The sequence below is a fragment of the Planococcus sp. APC 3900 genome (genome assembly GCF_030407735.1).
GTDB lineage: Bacteria > Bacillota > Bacilli > Bacillales_A > Planococcaceae > Planococcus > Planococcus notacanthi.
In genome coordinates, this window is the sequence record NZ_JASDCT010000004.1 from 1 (window position 1) to 17,910 (window position 17,910).

Annotated in this window: 19 protein-coding genes and 1 tRNA gene; 17 read left to right on the top strand and 3 right to left on the bottom strand. The window is 43.8% G+C overall.

Going from position 1 to position 17,910, the window contains the following annotated elements:
• Positions 1–13 precede the first annotated feature (13 nt).
• The 5 genes from QMA04_RS09090 (at position 14) to tsaD (ending at position 2,838) form a co-directional block, all read left to right on the top strand.
• Positions 14–86: transfer RNA gene (locus tag QMA04_RS09090), tRNA-Asp, on the top strand.
• A gap of 140 nt (positions 87–226) precedes the next feature.
• Entirely contained in the window at positions 227–682 is a 456-nt protein-coding gene (gene tsaE / locus QMA04_RS09095; RefSeq protein WP_191716447.1) for a tRNA (adenosine(37)-N6)-threonylcarbamoyltransferase complex ATPase subunit type 1 TsaE, read from the top strand.
• Positions 679–1,374 (top strand): tRNA (adenosine(37)-N6)-threonylcarbamoyltransferase complex dimerization subunit type 1 TsaB, encoded by a 696-nt coding sequence (tsaB, locus tag QMA04_RS09100; protein ID WP_191716446.1) that lies wholly within the window; start codon positions 679–681, stop codon positions 1,372–1,374. Before tsaE ends, tsaB begins: the two co-directional genes overlap by 4 nt.
• Positions 1,371–1,826, top strand: coding sequence for a ribosomal protein S18-alanine N-acetyltransferase (gene rimI, locus QMA04_RS09105; RefSeq protein WP_203341167.1), 456 nt, complete (start codon positions 1,371–1,373; stop codon positions 1,824–1,826). The genes tsaB and rimI overlap by 4 nt, the downstream gene beginning before the upstream one ends.
• Positions 1,819–2,838, top strand: a complete 1,020-nt coding sequence (gene tsaD / locus QMA04_RS09110; RefSeq protein WP_290185273.1) for a tRNA (adenosine(37)-N6)-threonylcarbamoyltransferase complex transferase subunit TsaD — start codon at positions 1,819–1,821, stop codon at positions 2,836–2,838. The genes rimI and tsaD overlap by 8 nt, the downstream gene beginning before the upstream one ends.
• A gap of 378 nt (positions 2,839–3,216) precedes the next feature.
• Here the strand turns inward: tsaD and QMA04_RS09115 are convergent, their stop codons facing one another.
• Positions 3,217–5,151, bottom strand: coding sequence for an ABC-F family ATP-binding cassette domain-containing protein (locus tag QMA04_RS09115; RefSeq protein WP_191716443.1), 1,935 nt, complete (start codon positions 5,149–5,151; stop codon positions 3,217–3,219).
• 132 nt (positions 5,152–5,283) lie between these two features.
• On the opposite strand from QMA04_RS09115, the gene QMA04_RS09120 reads away from it, so the two are divergent.
• The 3 genes from QMA04_RS09120 to tatC all read left to right on the top strand — a co-directional run bounded on the left by QMA04_RS09120 (position 5,284) and on the right by tatC (position 6,984).
• Entirely contained in the window at positions 5,284–5,916 is a 633-nt protein-coding gene (locus tag QMA04_RS09120; protein WP_191716442.1) for a redox-sensing transcriptional repressor Rex, read from the top strand.
• Between the two features lie 90 nt (positions 5,917–6,006).
• Positions 6,007–6,201 (top strand): twin-arginine translocase TatA/TatE family subunit, encoded by a 195-nt coding sequence (locus tag QMA04_RS09125; protein ID WP_191716441.1) that lies wholly within the window; start codon positions 6,007–6,009, stop codon positions 6,199–6,201.
• A 12-nt stretch (positions 6,202–6,213) separates the two neighbouring features.
• Positions 6,214–6,984, top strand: coding sequence for a twin-arginine translocase subunit TatC (gene tatC, locus QMA04_RS09130; RefSeq protein WP_191716440.1), 771 nt, complete (start codon positions 6,214–6,216; stop codon positions 6,982–6,984).
• A gap of 72 nt (positions 6,985–7,056) precedes the next feature.
• Here the strand turns inward: tatC and QMA04_RS09135 are convergent, their stop codons facing one another.
• On the bottom strand, positions 7,057–7,899 hold the full coding sequence (locus QMA04_RS09135; protein ID WP_290185276.1) for a CPBP family intramembrane glutamic endopeptidase: 843 nt from the start codon (positions 7,897–7,899) through the stop codon (positions 7,057–7,059).
• A 193-nt stretch (positions 7,900–8,092) separates the two neighbouring features.
• Here QMA04_RS09135 and groES point away from each other — a divergent pair, with 193 nt between their 5' ends.
• The 7 genes from groES to QMA04_RS09170 all read left to right on the top strand — a co-directional run bounded on the left by groES (position 8,093) and on the right by QMA04_RS09170 (position 16,045).
• Positions 8,093–8,377, top strand: a complete 285-nt coding sequence (gene groES, locus QMA04_RS09140) for a co-chaperone GroES (RefSeq protein ID WP_006831533.1) — start codon at positions 8,093–8,095, stop codon at positions 8,375–8,377.
• Between the two features lie 31 nt (positions 8,378–8,408).
• Positions 8,409–10,040, top strand: a complete 1,632-nt coding sequence (gene groL / locus QMA04_RS09145) for a chaperonin GroEL (RefSeq protein WP_191716438.1) — start codon at positions 8,409–8,411, stop codon at positions 10,038–10,040.
• Between the two features lie 298 nt (positions 10,041–10,338).
• Positions 10,339–11,184 carry a DegV family protein gene (locus QMA04_RS09150; RefSeq protein ID WP_290185280.1) on the top strand — a complete coding sequence of 282 codons (846 nt, stop codon included), beginning with the start codon at positions 10,339–10,341 and terminating at the stop codon, positions 11,182–11,184.
• 328 nt (positions 11,185–11,512) lie between these two features.
• On the top strand, positions 11,513–12,454 hold the full coding sequence (locus QMA04_RS09155; RefSeq protein WP_290185282.1) for a sensor domain-containing diguanylate cyclase: 942 nt from the start codon (positions 11,513–11,515) through the stop codon (positions 12,452–12,454).
• A 14-nt stretch (positions 12,455–12,468) separates the two neighbouring features.
• Positions 12,469–13,569, top strand: a complete 1,101-nt coding sequence (locus QMA04_RS09160) for a threonine aldolase family protein (protein WP_290185284.1) — start codon at positions 12,469–12,471, stop codon at positions 13,567–13,569.
• Between the two features lie 263 nt (positions 13,570–13,832).
• Positions 13,833–14,831 (top strand): tRNA dihydrouridine synthase, encoded by a 999-nt coding sequence (locus QMA04_RS09165; protein WP_203341161.1) that lies wholly within the window; start codon positions 13,833–13,835, stop codon positions 14,829–14,831.
• Between the two features lie 470 nt (positions 14,832–15,301).
• Positions 15,302–16,045 (top strand): aquaporin, encoded by a 744-nt coding sequence (locus QMA04_RS09170; protein ID WP_191716427.1) that lies wholly within the window; start codon positions 15,302–15,304, stop codon positions 16,043–16,045.
• Positions 16,046–16,108: 63 nt separating this feature from the next.
• Here QMA04_RS09170 and QMA04_RS09175 read toward each other — a convergent pair whose 3' ends face one another.
• Positions 16,109–16,696 (bottom strand): TetR/AcrR family transcriptional regulator, encoded by a 588-nt coding sequence (locus QMA04_RS09175; protein ID WP_191716426.1) that lies wholly within the window; start codon positions 16,694–16,696, stop codon positions 16,109–16,111.
• Between the two features lie 123 nt (positions 16,697–16,819).
• On the opposite strand from QMA04_RS09175, the gene QMA04_RS09180 reads away from it, so the two are divergent.
• Together QMA04_RS09180 and QMA04_RS09185 are read left to right on the top strand one after the other, a co-directional pair.
• Entirely contained in the window at positions 16,820–17,254 is a 435-nt protein-coding gene (locus QMA04_RS09180; RefSeq protein WP_290185288.1) for an MFS transporter permease, read from the top strand.
• A 198-nt stretch (positions 17,255–17,452) separates the two neighbouring features.
• Positions 17,453–17,902: a PTS sugar transporter subunit IIA gene (locus QMA04_RS09185; RefSeq protein WP_290185290.1), complete on the top strand. Its 450-nt coding sequence runs from the start codon at positions 17,453–17,455 to the stop codon at positions 17,900–17,902.
• The last annotated feature ends 8 nt before the right edge of the window (positions 17,903–17,910 follow it).

Below are 17,910 nucleotides of genomic sequence, written 5' to 3' on the forward strand. Positions count from 1 at the left end.
TCTATTTTTTTTTGGTCCCGTGGTGTAGCGGTTAACATGCCTGCCTGTCACGCAGGAGATCGCCGGTTCGATCCCGGTCGGGACCGTAATTTTGATGATGAACACAGCGATCCTGCTGTGTTTATTTTTTTTGTTTTCATTAAAAACCACTGACAAAACGATATATTTTGATTTACTTCAACAATTTCGCTAAACTATGTAAAGACTCAATAGAGGTGACACGATAATGGCATACACAATTACATTGAACTCGCCTGCAGAAACCGAAGCGTTTGCGGCCAGTTTGGCTGAACTGCTCGAACCTAGAGACCTCTTGACGCTCGAAGGCGATTTAGGGGCTGGGAAAACGACATTTACAAAAGGCTTAGCAAAAGGACTTGGAATTCAGCGGATGGTCAACAGTCCGACTTTTACAATCTTAAAACAATATTCCGGTCGTCTGGAATTGAATCATTTTGATGTCTACCGTCTTGAGAACAGTGACGAAGACATCGGGTTTGATGAATTTTTCAGCAGCGAAGCAGTATCGGTAGTTGAATGGGCAACATTTATAGAAGAATACCTACCCACGGAGCGTCTGGAAATTACAATTACCCGGCAATCAGAGCAAGAACGCAAGATTATCCTCCACCCGATTGGCAGACGCTATGAAAATCTTTGCAAGGAGCTAAACTTATCATGATTTATCTAGGAATCGATACCTCGAATTCTCCTTTGGCGCTTGCGTTAATTGAAGATGGCAAGGTTTTAATAGAAGAAACATCTAATTTAAAAATCAATCATTCGCTAACTGCGATGCCGGCAATTGAAGAAATGATGAAAAAAGCGAAAGTGGCGCCTGCTGATCTGACGCACATTGCCGTAGCGGAAGGACCAGGTTCTTATACAGGTGTGCGTATTGGATTGACCATTGCCAAAACATTGGCTTGGTCTTTGAAAATTCCCCTTCATCCAGTCTCGAGCTTGAAGGTGCTTGCTGCAAACGGCCAAGGGTTTGAGGGGCTGGTTTGTCCACTGATGGATGCGCGGCGCGGTACCGCCTTTATCGGCTTATATGAGGGCAGCAGCTTGATGCCGGTGATTGGCGATCAGCATAGTGATGTAAAAGAGTTTTTATTGAAAGTGAAAGAATTCAATCGTCCTGTACTCTTCACTGGGATGGATGTGTCCTTGCACGAAGCATTAATCAGTGAAGTGTTGGGTGAAACAGCTCATTTCAGCGGAATGCAGAACCGGTTGCCGCGTGCTTCCAATCTCATTTTGCTGGCTCAGGAATCTCCAGAAAGCAATGTTCATCATGCTGTTCCTGAATACCGCCGCATTACAGAAGCAGAAGCCAATTATAATAAAGCGCAAGAAGGACAACCTCTATGATTGAAGATGTGAGATTCAGAAAAATGACTATTGCGGACATTGACGAGGTTTATGAAATAGAGCGCCTGTCTTTTACCTTGCCTTGGACCAAAGACGCTTTTTACTATGAAATGATCAACAACGAACATGCATATTATGTGATTGCTGAAACAAGTGAAGGCATCGTAGGTTATTGCGGAATGTGGCTCGTCATGGACGAAGCACATGTGACGAATATCGCCATCCTTCCCGAACAGCGTGGTAAAAAACTGGGCGAGGGCTTGATGCAGGCGGCAATTGATACTGCGAAAGCGCATGGTGCGATCTTGATGACATTGGAAGCCCGTGTCAGCAACACAGTCGCACAAAATCTTTACCGTAAATTAGGATTTAAAAATGGAGGCATCCGTAAGCGGTATTATACGGACAATTATGAGGATGCCATAGTGATGTGGGTGAATTTTGATGAATAAAGACATTTATATATTAGGAATTGAGACGAGCTGTGATGAGACGGCAGCTTCGATTGTTAAAAATGGCACCGAAATCATCTCCAATGTGGTGGCTTCCCAAATTGAGAGCCACAAACGTTTTGGTGGGGTCGTGCCGGAAATTGCTTCTAGGCACCATGTAGAACAAATTACATTGGTTATTGAAGAAGCGCTTCAGTTGGCAGCAATGGAACCGCATCAGCTGAATGCCGTGGCGGTAACGGAAGGGCCAGGTCTAGTAGGTGCTTTACTGATTGGCGTCAATGCGGCCAAAGCGTTTGCTTTTGCCCATCAGCTGCCTTTAGTAGGAGTCCATCATATCGCAGGCCATATTTATGCCAATCGTTTGGAGCAAGAGATGGAATTTCCACTTCTGGCGCTGGTTATCTCGGGTGGCCATACGGAATTGATCTATATGAAAGAACATGGTGATTTCACTGTAATCGGAGAAACACGGGACGATGCAGCTGGAGAAGCCTATGATAAAGTTGCCCGGACACTGGATCTCCCTTATCCAGGCGGCCCTCATATTGATCGATTGGCACATGCCAGTGATGAGGCTATTGCATTTCCAAGAATTTGGCTGGAGGAAGGTTCTTACGATTTCAGTTTCAGTGGATTGAAATCGTCTGTCTTGAATTACATGCATAACGCAGCTCAGCGCGGCGAAAAAATAGCTCCAGAACATGTAGCAGCCGGTTTCCAGAACAGTGTGGTGGAAGTGGTGACTGGAAAAACGCTGCGCGCAGCTGAGGAATACAAAGTCCAGCAAGTGATTGCTGCTGGTGGAGTAGCCGCGAATAAAGGCTTGCGAAGCTCGTTGGAATCGGTATTCAAAGAAAAAGAGATTCCCTTCTATATTCCTTCTTTGCCTTTATGTACAGATAATGCAGCGATGATTGCAGCCGCAGGCACTGTCATGTACGAAAAAGGATTATATGGCACGATGGCAATGAATGGCCGGCCGGGTATGCCATTAACCTCATGGATTTAATAAAAGCAAGTAATTTCATCATTTCAGGTCATCTGGAATGTGTGTAATTACTTGCTTTTTTTTACCGTAAAATTCAGATATTTATGAAGATGGCAGAATTTTTCTGTCAAGAGAGAACATTTGTACTTATGCACAATTTGTGAATAAACTGTTTATAACTAGGGGGTAAATAGAGGATATCCTACATATTGTGTAAGTAGAAGTGGAAAACTATGTGGATAGTATTTTGTTAACCTGTGGATAACGGGGATAAGTCTGTTGACAGTTGATAAGACAACTTCGAAGTTGTGGGGAAATCTGTGGAAATAAATATTTTGCGAAACCCTATTGACCTATATATAGTAACAAAAAACCGGCTGAAAAACAGCCGGTTCAAAACTAAATACTTTCAATTTTTTCCTGTAGTTCTAACCATTGTGCCATGGTTTCTTCGTGAGAGGCTTTTAAGGATTCCAATTGGTTTTGAAGCGGCAAGACCCGCTCGTGGTCCTGGAAGATTTCCGGCTCACACAATTGTTCTTCAATTTCAGCAATTTGCTGATCTAGTTTCTCCATTACCTGTTCGGCTTCTTCAGATTGGCGGACCAGCTGGCGCTCCAGTTTTTTCGCTTCTTTGTTGATCTGCGAAGTGGAAGTTGCGGTTGGCGCTTTTACTTCCGTCATCGACTCTGCTTCATCAAGAGCTTTCAATTCAGCGATTTCCAATTTTTTCTCTACATAATAATCATAGTCGCCCAGGTATTCGGTTGTGCCGTCTTTAGTAAGCTCAATGACTTTTGTAGCGATCCGGTTCATAAAATAACGGTCATGCGATACAAATAGCAGGGTGCCGGGATAATCCAGCAAGGCGTTCTCGAGTACTTCCTTGCTGTCGAGATCCAAGTGGTTTGTCGGCTCATCAAGAAGCAGGACATTGGCTTTTTGCATCATCAGCTTGGCAAGGGCCACTCGTGCCTTCTCGCCGCCTGATAAAGTTGAGACCGGTTTAAGGACATCATCCCCTGTAAACAAAAAACGCCCAAGGATGCCGCGTATGTCTTTTTCATTGATGAGAGGGTAATCATCCCATAATTCGTTCAGCACCAGCTTATTGCCCTTTAAATTGGCTTGTTCCTGGTCGTAATAGCCGAATTGGATGCCGGTTCCGTAATGAATATCGCCATCAAGCGGTTTCAGCTCTTTCATGATGGTTTTCAGCAACGTCGATTTGCCGACGCCGTTGGGTCCGACCAATGCCATGCTTTCCTGGCGGTACAGTTTTAATGAAATGTTTTCGGATACAGGCTTGCTGCTATAGCCGATTTTCAGCGATTGGACATTCAAGACGTCATTGCCGCTTTGTTTGCCAATAGTAAAGCCGAAGCGGGCTGATTTTTCATTGCCGTCGGGAGCCTCCATCCATTCGGTTTTTTGCAGGGTCTTCCTGCGGCTTTGTGCCATCTTGGTCGTTGAAGCCCGTGCCAGATTGCGTTGGACATAATCTTCCAGCTTGGCTTTTTCGCCTTGCTGTTTTTCAAACTGCTTTTGGTCCAATTCGTATTGTTTAGCTTTTTCATTCAAATAACGGCTGTAGTTGCCGGTATACTTTTTTACTCGGTGTCTGGAAACTTCATAGACCAGCGTTACCACTTGGTCGAGGAAATAACGGTCATGCGAAACGATCAGCAAAGCACCCGGGTAGTTCTTCAAGTAGTTCTCCAGCCAGCTGAGCGTTTCGATGTCCAAGTGGTTGGTCGGTTCATCGAGAATCAGCAATTGCGGCTTGCTGAGCAGGTGCTTGGCAAGCATCAATCTGGTTTTCTGGCCACCGGATAATGACACCACTTTCTTGTCGTAGTCTTCGGGATAGAACTTCATGCCATTCAGGATGGCTCGTGTATCCGCTTCATATTGATAGCCGCCTGCATCTTTGAAATCATGCTGGAGCAGATCGTATTCTTTCATGACTTTGTCGTTTTCTTCAGGATTATTGTATATATCAGGATCGGCCATTTGTGCTTCCAAGCGGCGAAGTTTCGATTCCTGTTCACGGAAATGATGGAAAATCGTCATCATTTCATCCCAGATGGTGGCATCCGACTCCAAATTGGTCTGTTGTTCCAAATAGCCGATCGTCAAATCTTTCGGCATGATGATGTCGCCGCTGTCATGGGACATTTCACCGGCGATGATTTTCAATAAAGTGGATTTTCCTGCACCGTTGCGGCCTACTAATGCAACACGGTCGCGATGCTGTACTTCCAATTTGACGCCTGAAAGGATCTCTTCTGCGCCAAATGATTTATGGACTTGATTCACTTGTAAAACTATCATGTAGGTCACCTCTATTCTCTCTAAGTGTAGCTGATGGGGCGTTGGTTCGCAATTGCACAAGCCTTTACATATCAAGGCTCCTAATGTAAGATGAAAGCGATTTGACAACACCTCAGGAGGATGCGAAAGCGTATGTTACATGAGACATCTAAAATTCCGCAAGCCACAACCAAACGGCTGCCTTTGTATTACCGTTTCCTTCAAAATTTTGCGAATGCCGGACAAAAACGGATCTCTTCGCAGGAATTGAGCGAAGCGATGAAAATTGATTCGGCCACAATCCGCCGCGACTTTTCCCATCTGGGAGCGCTCGGAAAAAAAGGCTATGGCTACGATGTCCAGGAACTGCTGCTCTTTTTTCGGAAGACTTTGGATCAGGACGAAGCTACCAATGTGGCGCTGATCGGTGTCGGAGGACTCGGAAGTGCGTTCTTAAAGTATAATTTCCATCGCAACCACAACACGAAAATCATTGTGGCTTTCGACTCGAACAGTCCGGTGGAAGGCGAAAAGATCAGTGATATCGATACCTACCATCCAGACAAGATTGAAGAGAAGATCAAAGAGTACGGCGTAGAACTGGTTATTTTGACAGTGCCGTCACGCTCGGCCCAGGAAGTGACAGACCGTTTGGCGAAGACCGAAATCAAAGGGATTTTGAATTTTACGCCCGTCCGCATTTCGGTTCCCGACCATATCCGTGTCCAGACCATCGATTTGTCCGTTGAACTGCAGACTTTGATATACCAGATCAAGCAGCAATGACTTAAAACCTTCACATTTCAAAGGCCTTTGGAAATAGCCAAAACAGCTTGAATGATGTAAAATAGAGCCATAATACAGGAGGTGCCACGTATGCCAGGTCCAATGAGTATCATCGTTATCGGGGTTGTTGCCTTGTTAGTTTTCGGTCCTAAAAAGTTGCCGGAACTTGGAAAAGCATTCGGTTCGTCTTTGCGCGAGTTTAAAAACGCTACAAAAGGACTTGTGGATGACGACGACGATAAAGTAGATTTGAAAAAGAAAGATGAGCAAAAGGAAATACGATAGGATGTTTGTCTGATGACAGAAAAAGATATGACGTTAGTTGAACATATAGGTGAATTGAGAAAACGGCTGACCATTGTAGTCGTTTTCTTTGTATTAGCGCTTATTGTCAGCTTTTTTCTTGCCCAACCGCTGATCCAGTATCTGCAGTATACCGAAGAAGCGAAAAACCTGACGTTGAATGCGTTTAAAATTACGGATCCGCTGAAAATTTTTATGCAGGTTACGATGATTTTAGCGCTGATCATCACGTCCCCATTGATCATGTATCAGTTCTGGGCGTTTATCAGTCCAGGTCTTCTCGATAAAGAACGCAGAGCGACATTAAGTTACATTCCGTTCTCTGTTCTATTATTTCTGGGAGGCATCGCTTTTGCGTATTTGATTCTATTTCCTTATGTCATCGGATTTATGCTGAATATCTCTGACAATATGGATATTCAAGAAACAATTGGGATCAATGAGTACTTCCAGTTTCTGTTCCAGATTACGTTGCCGTTCGGTTTGATTTTCCAACTGCCGGTCCTTATGCTGTTTCTGACAAGGCTTGGGATCATTACCCCGATGCTGATGACGAAATACCGCAAGTACTCCTATCTTGGTTTAGTGATCATTGCAGCGTTCATTACACCGCCGGACATCGTCTCGCATATGATTGTGACTTTGCCGTTGATTGTGCTGTATGAATTCAGTGTCATCATCGCTAAGATTGGTTACCGTAAGTTCTTGAAAGCGGAGCAACAGCAGATTATCGAAGAACAGCAACAAATCATTGAAGAAAAATAAAGCCTTCCACCGATCAAAATCGGGGAAGGCTTTTTCTTATGGGAAATATGTTTTTCGTCTCTTTACAGCTGATTAAAAGAAAGTAGAAAAACCGGTTGTTTGAAGTTTTTCCATCTGTTCCTGGAATTCCAAAATTTTGTCCATATTGAGTTGAATCAGCATGACATAGCCATTCAAGCACATATGGGCAATAATCGGGGTGATGATCCGTTTGGTCTTCTGATACAGGAACGCCAAGATCAAGCCGGTAGTGAAGTAAAGCAGCAAATGCGTAAAATCAAAGTGAATCAAAGCGAACACCAATGCACTGATCGCTGTTGCGAAAAAGAAATTGGTCGTTTGGTTCAGTGAACCGAACAGGACGCGGCGAAAAACCAGTTCTTCGAGAATTGGTCCGAACAAGACGATTGAAACGATAGCGAGCGGCACCGCTTCAGCGATATAGACTAAGGAAGCGGTATTCTCAGAACCGGGATCAATGCCGAGAACCTTCATTTCAATTAAAGCGGCGACTGATTGGCCGATCAGCAGAAGCAGAAAGCCGAGAAAGCCCCAGACAACCGACATGAGGACCGTGGATTTTGTGCCTTTCCATATATCGAAAAAGCGCTTGTCCCGGAAAATGATCAGGAGCGTTAAAATGAAACCGATGCCCATAGTCAGGAAAATCAGCCAGCCTGAAGTGGCGGCGCCGGCAGCTTCCCGGTCCATGCCTTGGTCCAGGAAATAATTCAAGGTAGGGGAGATGAACAGAATCGGTGATAACTGTGCAGCAATAAAGATCAACAATACATAAAGCGGCGTTTTTGTCCCTTGTGCTTTCGGGCGGTAGCTGCTGTTCTTTTTGGTTTTCGGGCGAGAGGAGCTGCCGTTTTTCAAGAAACTGTCTATAAAGGTTTTTCGTTTGGTGGGCATGATGTAATTCCTTTCACTGGGGGATGCTCCTTCTATTGTAGAGCTTTCAAAGAACAACCGCAAAGAAATCAAAATACTAATGGTTACCGCTTGCAAAAGACTGAAGATTTTATTAAACTTGGTAGTGGGTTAGCACTCAGAGGTTGAGAGTGCTAATCGAGAACATTTAGATAATTTGAGGAGGGTGTTTCAATTGTTAAGACCACTAGGAGATCGTGTAATTATTGAGCTCATCGAAGCGGAAGAAAAAACGTCAAGCGGAATCGTCTTGCCGGGTTCAGCACAGGAAAAACCGCAGGAGGGCCATGTGATCGCTGTAGGAAATGGACTTATCCGTGAAAACGGGCAGCGCACAGAATTGGACGTGCAAGCTGGCGACCGCGTCATCTTCTCGAAATACGCAGGATCTGAATTGAAATATGAAGGCAAAGAATATTTGATTTTACGTGAAAACGATATATTAGCAGTTTTAGGCTAAAATAAACCAGCGAAACAGGAGGAAGCTAAACATGGCAAAAGATATTAAGTTCAGTGAAGACGCACGCAGTCTAATGCTGCAAGGCGTAGATAAATTAGCAAATGCAGTGAAAGTGACACTTGGGCCAAAAGGGCGCAACGTGGTTCTTGATAAAAAATTCGGTTCGCCGTTGATCACCAATGATGGTGTAACGATTGCAAAAGAAATCGAACTTGAAAATGCTTTTGAAAACATGGGGGCGAGACTTGTTGCGGAAGTAGCTTCTAAAACAAACGACATCGCCGGTGACGGTACAACGACAGCGACGGTTCTTGCGCAGGCAATGATCCGTGAAGGCTTGAAGAACGTTACAGCTGGCGCGAACCCTGTAGGCATCCGCCGTGGAATCGAATTGGCAGTGGAAAACGCGCTTGTGGAATTGAAAGCCATTTCCAAGCCAATCGAAGGAAAAGAGTCGATTGCACAAGTTGCAGCGATTTCATCTGGTGATGAAGAAGTCGGCAAACTGATCGCAGAAGCAATGGAGCGCGTCGGCAACGACGGCGTCATCACTTTGGAAGAATCTCGCGGCTTCACAACTGAACTTGATGTGGTTGAAGGAATGCAATTCGACCGTGGATACCAGTCTCCATACATGGTGACGGATTCAGACAAAATGGAAGCGGTATTGGATAACCCATTCATCTTGGTTACTGACAAGAAAATCGGCAACATCCAGGAAATCCTTCCGATTCTTGAGCAAGTCGTTCAGCAAAGCAAGCCATTGTTGATCGTGGCTGAAGATGTTGAAGGCGAAGCATTGGCGACATTGGTTGTCAATAAATTGCGCGGCACATTCAATGCTGTAGCTGTTAAGGCACCAGGCTTCGGTGACCGCCGCAAAGCGATGCTGGAAGATATCGCTGCACTAACTGGCGCAGAAGTGATTACAGAAGATCTTGGACTTGAATTGAAGACAACGAACATCGCTCAGCTTGGGCGCGCATCAAAAGTGGTTGTTTCGAAAGAAAACACAACCATCGTGGAAGGCGCCGGCGACCAGGAACAAATCGTCGCTCGTGTTACACAGATCCGCAACCAGCTCGAAGAAACAACTTCTGAATTCGACAAAGAGAAATTGCAGGAGCGTCTAGCTAAATTGGCTGGCGGCGTTGCAGTCATCAAAGTCGGAGCGGCTACTGAAACAGAATTGAAAGAACGTAAACTTCGCATTGAAGATGCGTTGAACTCAACTCGTGCAGCTGTCGAAGAAGGCATTGTTGCCGGCGGTGGTACAGCGCTAGTCAACATTTACAACAAGGTTGCAGAACTTCTTGAAACAGAGGAAGGCGACGTAGCAACAGGCGTCAACATTGTGCTTCGTGCACTTGAAGAGCCGGTTCGCCAAATCGCGACAAACGCAGGCCTTGAAGGATCAATCGTCGTTCACCGCCTGAAATCCGAAGAAATCGGCATCGGCTTCAACGCAGCAAATGGACAGTGGGTTAACATGGTGGAAGAAGGAATCGTCGATCCAACCAAAGTTACCCGTTCAGCGCTTCAAAACGCAGCTTCTGTTGCAGCTATGTTCTTGACGACTGAAGCAGTCGTAGCAGACATCCCGGAACCAGCAGCACCAATGGGTGGAATGCCTGATATGGGCGGCATGGGCGGCATGATGTAAGTAATTCTTTAAGTCCTTGAATTGCCTGGGACGAAAAGATGCTTCAATAAACCGTGATTATGTAGCAGTCATAAAAAGTTTAAAGCCATAAGCCACCTCTCAATTTATTGAATTGAGAGGTGGCTTTTTTCTCGTAAACAAAAGAAAATCAGCAATATATGTTCAAATCATGTCGGCCAATGTAGAACTTTTTCTGTATATGACGGCTGTCACTAGCACTCGATTAAATCCTCCTGTAAGTTAGCAAGAGCAGGCCACTTACGATGCTGATAAACTCACATTTAGAGGAGAAACGTCAATGAAAAAAATAGCTTGGATTACCGATACGGCTGCGCAATTGGATGAGGATTTCATCCGAAAACACAATGTCCACATTCTGCCTCTTAGTGTGGTTTTTTCGGATGGATCGTTTCGGGAATCCATCGATTTTACACAAGAAGAGTTTTACGATAAATTACGGATAGCGAAAGTCTCACCTAAAACTTCACAGCCTGCAATTGGCGAGATGGTATCTTTGTATGAAAAATTGGAGTCGGAAGGGTATGACTTTGCGATTGCGCTTCATTTATCGAGTGGCCTGTCAGGGACATTTGAAAGTGCCCAGGCAGCTGCGAAGATGACAAATTTCAATGTCTATCCCATCGATTCAAAAATCGGCTCTTTTCCAATGGGGAAGATGATTGAAGTAGGCGCAGGGTTGTTTGCAGAAGGCAAAGACGCGGAAGAAGTGATGGCAACGATCAATAAAATGGCGACTCGGTCGAGATTGTCCTTTATTCCTTCAAGCTTGAATCAATTGCATAAAAGCGGGCGTGTGTCTGGAACACAAACCTTCGTCACCAATCTGCTGAACATTAAAGTGGTGATCACTTTTGAAGATGGAATAACCGTCCTGAAAGAAAAGGTTCGTTTAAACAAACGGGCGAAAGACAAAGTCACTCTTTCCCTTCGTGCGGATATGGAGACGGGCACTGTTCCGGAAGTTTCCGTTATTCACTGCAATAATGCCACTGACGCAGAAATATGGAAGAGCGAGCTTTTGCAAGAATTTCCAGCATTGAAAGTGCAAGTTGCTGCACTAAGTGTTTGTGTAGGCGTCCATGCAGGCGAAGGAACTACAGGATTAAGCTGGGTTTCTTATTGAGTGTTTTATTGCAAACTGTAACTGAACGAAAAATTGTTGCGATTAACAAACTGGCTGGAAGACCGTATTCTCAAGACCATCAGCAAAAGGGATGAAACCACACCGGTTTCGTCCTTTTTTATTAGGTGTAAATTAAGAAGCAATCTTTGCCGATGAGAAGAAATATTTTTGAATTCATATTAAATGCTTATCAGCTTGATATGTTAAGCTTTAAGAAATACAACAAGATCCCCGTTTTTTGAAGCAAAGAAATGATTTTAAGATTGCTTCATTTCCTTAAGAGAGGATGGATCGATAAAATGAAATTTGAAAATATTCGAGGTGTGCCATGGTAACTACGTATCAAGAATTGCAGATGTATAAAAACTTTGATGAACTGGCCAACGATGTGCTGGAATTGGCAAAAGAAATCTTGCCGGATCAATTGATCTATTTAACGTCACTTAGCGATAGCCAACAAGTTATTCTCAAGCTTTCAAATGAAGATACCAGTATTGCCGTGGCAGAAGGACTGGTGTTAAACCTGAATGAAACGCTTTGCAATCGAGTGGATTTTCAAAACAACCAGCCTCTGATCTATGAAGATATCCAAAAAGAAAGCAGCTTAGAGAAACTTCAGCAGAAGCTTGATGAAGTGAATATCCGGTCTTACTTGGGCTTGCCGATTTCTCTTGTGAATGGAGAGAAATTTGGAACATTATGTGCAATCAATGATGAAGTCACCCACTTTGATGCGAAGAGTATCCAATTACTGCAAAAAATTGTTCGGATGTTTTCTTATTATTTGGATCTTGAGCGTTTTGCTTATCGGGATGCGTTGACGGATCTGTATAACAGACGGTATCTCTCTAATTTCTTTGACAATCATTCCAGTAAAGGTGGCGTGATTTTCTTTCTGGATTTGGATGGGTTTAAAAAGGTAAATGATATCCATGGCCATGAAGCAGGCGATGGCGTGTTGAAGGAAGTAGCTTCCAGGCTTCAGAAGTTGGCGGCTGAACAGCCGGACGCTTTTGCGGTCAGATTAGGAGGCGATGAGTTTGTCATGCATTTTCCTTCTATAGGCAGTAAAGAAGACATAAGCCAACAGGCGCAGCATGTACTCGATCGCTTAAGTAAGTGGGATGCCCAGTATCAACTTTCTACAAGTATCGGAGTTGTCACATATCCGGCCAGTGGTACTGAAGAATTAGCGGCGCTTCTTAAACACGCTGATCAGGCTTTGTACGAGGCAAAAACTTCAGGAAAGAATACGTATAAGTTTTTCTGAAAGGGGTTTATAAGATGGGTGAAGAAAATCAATTGGAGAGGGCCTATAATCAAACGGCCTATAAACTGGCGGGAAATGGTGAACGGAATATCCAGGTTTTAAAAGAAGCATTTCAAAATATAGAAGATGATCTGGAAAGTGATAAGTATGGTAAGGGCCGGGTCATTGAGGATTTCCAAAAGAAAATGGCAGTTTTATTAGGGAAAGAGGATGCGGTCTTTTTCCCGAGCGGCACAATGGCCCAGCAAATTGCCTTGCGAATCTGGTGTGATGAAAAGGGAACCGGAAAAGTAGCGTACCATCCACTTAGCCATTTAGAGATTCATGAAGAAGGCGGTTTAAAAGAATTGCATCATATTGACTCGGTTTTCCTTACTGAACGTGATCAGGTAATCGATCTGAATGACGTCATCAAAATGGAAGACGGGGTTGCGGCTATCTTATTGGAACTGCCCCAACGGGAAATAGGCGGTCAGTTGCCAAGTTTTGAAACGCTTGAACAAATTTCTCAATATTGCCGTGATCGGCAGATTCGGCTTCATCTCGACGGTGCCCGGTTATTGGAAGTTCTCCCTTACTATCAGAAAACAGCACATGATGTCTGTTCTTTATTCGATAGCGTTTACCTTTCTTTATATAAAGGGATTGGCGGAATTGTGGGTGCTATATTAGCAGGTGACAATGATTTTATCAAGCAATCAAAAGTTTGGAAAAGGCGCCACGGCGGCAATCTGATCAGTTTGTATCCTTATATCATACCCGCAGATTATTACTTTGACATGCGTTCCAATAAAATGGAACAGTATTATGAGGAAGCTAAGGAAGTGGCTGAACGGTTTAATGCGTGTTATGGGATTTCAACACTTCCTGCTGTTCCGGTTTCTAATATGTTTCATGTCCAGTTCAGGCAAGCTAAAGAGCAAGTCGAACCGATTTTATTGGAGCTGGAACAGCAAACGGGGATAGGGATAACCAGTTACCTCAAAGAAATGGATGAACAGTCCTGTTATTTCGAAGTACATATGGGAGACGGGTATTCAAAAATTCCAAAAGAATTGCTAGACAGCACATTCGAACAACTCGGCAAAAGCATGAAGAACAGGTTCAACCAGTAGAACGACCTCTCAACAATGCGGTGAATTGTTGAGAGGTTTTTCTGTGCTTCTTGTTTACTAATTGCTGAGGCACTGTATGGGAACTTCCCTTCAAAGCACGTCTCTTTCCAGAAGCGCACGATTCGTGTAAACTGTATAAGGTTAAGAAAAAGTGGAGTGCCTTATATATTGTTGAAAATCAATGATCATAGAATAGATAAATGAAGCACATTTGGATGAAGGCCTGGCCTTCCATCCCGTAATGAAAGGATTGGAATTTGCATATGAAAGAAAATTTTTGGCGTGAGTTGCCGCGACCGTTTTTTGTATTGGCGCCGATGGAAGATGTCACCAATGTGGTATTTCGCCATGTAGTGGCGGAAGCAGCACGGCCTGATGTATTTTTTACGGAGTTCACGAACACGGAAAGTTATTGTCATCCGGAAGGCATTTTCAGTGTACGGGGACGTCTGACGTTTACCGAAGATGAGCAGCCGATGGTGGCTCACATATGGGGCAACAAGCCTGAGCATTTCCGGGAAATGAGCATCGGAATGGCGAAGCAGGGCTTCAAAGGGATTGATATCAATATGGGCTGTCCGGTACCGAACGTTGCCGCCAAAGGAAAAGGCAGTGGGCTGATCAATTATCCGGACAACGCTGCTGAAATCATCCAGGCGGCCAAAGCTGGCGGCTTGCCTGTCAGTGTCAAGACGCGCCTCGGCTACACGGATGTGGAGGAATGGAAAGGCTGGCTGACCCATGTACTGGAGCAGGACATCGCCAATCTGTCGATTCATTTGCGGACGAAAAAAGAAATGAGCGCAGTGCCTGCGCATTGGGAATTGATTCCCGAAATCAAGCAGCTTCGTGATGAAATCGCACCGAATACTTTGTTGACGATCAACGGAGATATTCCAGATCGCCAAACAGGCATGGAACTTGCCGAGAAATACGGCATCGATGGCGTTATGATCGGACGAGGCATTTTCCACAATCCGTTCGCTTTCGAAAAAGAGCCGCGAGAACACAGCACGAAGGAATTGTTTGATCTTTTGCGCTTGCAGCTGGACCTTCATGATAAATATTCGACAGACATCGAGCCGATTGCCTTCAAGCCTCTCCGCCGCTTCTTTAAGATTTATGTTCGCGGAGTCCGTGGAGCCGGTGAATTGAGAAATCAATTGATGTATACCGAAACAACGGATCAAGTGCGTGCCTTGCTGGATGCTTTTGAAGCTTCGAATCAAGAAGTGGAGCTAGCAGAAGCGGTTGAAAAATAAACGCGTTTGAATGGAAGCAGGAGCTTCGTAACAAGCATCTTCCGTTTTTTATTGCAGATTTAACAGTTAAGATGAGTAGCAACAAAATAAAGGACTTTCCACCGCTGGTGGGAAGTCCTTTTGTGATCTTTATTGTAAAAGTAAAAGGGATTTCCAATGTTTTAGGGAATTATGTTATTAACTATTCTGGCAGAAACGAAAAATGGTACAGCTCAATCAAATCGCTAAGAAAGTACAAATAGAGGCGAATAAGGGGATCTAAATGGATTGGAGGGCAGGGGAAGTACAGAAAACCAAAGAAGCTGCTGTTGCTCCTCTTTCAAAATGCTTATTTTAAAGGAAGTCATGAACGATTAAGGCGGGGGAATTGATGAGATACAAAACTTCTTTTGAATACCCGGCAATCCAGCTTCAATGCAGTGAAAAAATGAATCTTCAAAAATTTGTTTAACAGAAGGGAGTTGCTTAAAGTGAAAAAATATTTGGCGGAATTTATCGGTACGTTTATCTTGGTGTTCTTAGGGACAGGGGCAGCAGTTGTTCTCGGAGGGTACACGGGTGGAACAGATACAGGATTTCTTGGCGTTTTGGCCATCGCATTCGCTTTCGGTCTGTCGATTGTAGCGGGCGCATACGCCATCGGCCATATTTCAGGATGCCACGTCAATCCCGCAGTTTCGTTGGCTGTGCTGATTTCCGGTAATATGACAGCTAAGGAGTTTGGCGGTTATGTCGTTGCACAGATATTGGGAGCATTTGCAGGGAGTTCGATTCTGGCTTTTGTTGTCGCAAGTTCGACCAGCTTGGAAGGGTTTGGCGCAAACGGATATGGTGAGTTGAGTGCAGTCGGTTTGAATTTGACAGGAGCGCTTGTGATTGAAGTCATCCTTACCTTCATCTTTGTCCTTGCCATTTTGGGTGTCACTACAAGTAAAGCCACTTCCCACATGGGAGGGATTGTCATCGGCTTGACGTTGACATTGGTTCATATCATCGGCATACCATTGACAGGTACTTCTGTAAACCCTGCCAGAAGTTTAGCTCCTGCTATTTTTGCTGGCGGCGACGCACTTGCTCAATTATGGGTATTTATCGTAGCACCTCTTGTCGGAGCGGCTCTTGCAGCCTTCGTCTTTAAATCTTTCTTTGTCGTTAAAGACGAGACAGGCATTGAAATAGCTGGAGAATCCGATATGAGTGCCACACGCAAATAAAGAAAAGACAGTTTCCTGTTAATTTAGGAAGCTGTCTTTTTCTGTCTTCAGGAAGTTTGTGGTTCATAAATTCTTGATAAAGAAGATAATCTGAATATACATTTCAGCCATTTGTTTAGGCGTTTCTGCTAAGTCATTATCCAGCCACTGCTCGATGAGCCCCAAAAAAGCTGAAGTGGCAAAAGAAGACAAATAATCTTGTGGAACCGTGGTACTGTTGAAAAAAAGTTCGTTGCTAATCATTTTTTCCAGGAAATGCTCTACGAAGAATTGTTTCAACCGCTTATGAAAGCCGACGCGGTTATTGCCGCCTAAAAACACCTTAAAGGTTTCGGCATTCAGTTGAATATAGCGAAATACTTCAACCGCATGCATCGAGATGTTTCCTTTTTCTGCTTCCAGCAACAAGCGATCGGGTTGGAGCCGTTCCAATTGAACTTCCAGACCAGCAAGCAAGTTTTCTTCCATTTGGTCGAGAAGATCGTACTTATCTAAGTAGTGAAGATAAAAAGTTCCTCTGTTTATACCTGAGGCTTTTGCAATGTCCTGGACAGAAACTTTTATAAAGTTCTTTTCCTGAAGCAATTGAAGGAAGCTCTTTTGGATCTTTTCTTTTGTTTTTTCATTCATGTCATCGTAAACAGCCATCATCCATATCCCTCCACAGCTATCAACAGTTAAGTGTTTTTTGTTTATTGCTTTCATTATAGCAGACCCCTAAAATTAACCTATAACCACTCAACAGTGTGTTTAGTGGAATTCGGGGAAAAGGTGATGGAAATGAAAAAAACAACGATCGTCATGTGGATTATGCTACTTATTGCGGCTGTCGTGTTGTCGAAAGCTTTTGTATTAAACGAAGACATTAAAATGTTTTTACTGATCTTTTTTGGAATTGGATCGGCTCTTGCATTCTTGCGTTTGTTTGTGAATAACTCGATTAAAAAAATGAAAGGCAAGAATTGGAAAGTGAAAGTGTTATTTTTCGCTGTGCTCTTAGGATTCGGCCTCCCATTCCAATCGTGGTTCAGAAAGGAAGTCCTGTTTTCGATGGATTCAACTTATTTAGCAGGAAGCATCTCCATGTTGGCGGTCGGGATGGTGTTCATGACGTTATTCGTTGGGTATGCGAAGAATAAGCTGCAGGAGAGAAATGCTGGGGAACCATATACTATTATTAAAAGTAAAGATGAAAAACCTCTAGCCTAGAGGTTTTTTTGTTTGTTCATTAAATTTTGCTGAATATAATGATTGATTATTCAGATATTTATATTGAATTATCTTTGGGTCGCTTCTATAATAAGAGTGATATCAAAGGTGCGCAACAAGAACATTTGTAAAGCCTAAAGAAAAAATCATGTTATTCAATTAAATTTTTTCTACTGATTCAAAAAAGGAGAGGAGAAGATGAGAATAGAGGAAGATCTGGTCTTCATCGACTTGGAGGCTGCAACAAAAGAAGAAGCATTGCAGTTAATGGGGACCCGTTTAGCCGCGGGAGGATTCGTCAAAGAAGGGTTTATCGACAGCGTTATGGGAAGGGAAAAAAATTACCCGACCGGATTGCCTACAGAACCTTACGGGGTAGCGATTCCACATACGGATGGGGACATGGTCCATGAATCGAGAATTGCTTTTGCAAGCTTAAAAAATCCCGTTCAATTTTTAATGATGGGTACAGATGACAAACTCGTGGATGTAAAGCTGATATTCATGCTTGCATTGAACAATCCGGAAGATCAACTGGAAACCCTGCAAAAATTAATAGAATTAATCCAGAATCCCGATATGGTTATAAAACTGGCACACATCAAAAGCGTTGATGAACTGAATGAACTAGTCGAGGGCAGGCTGTAAACTTGCTC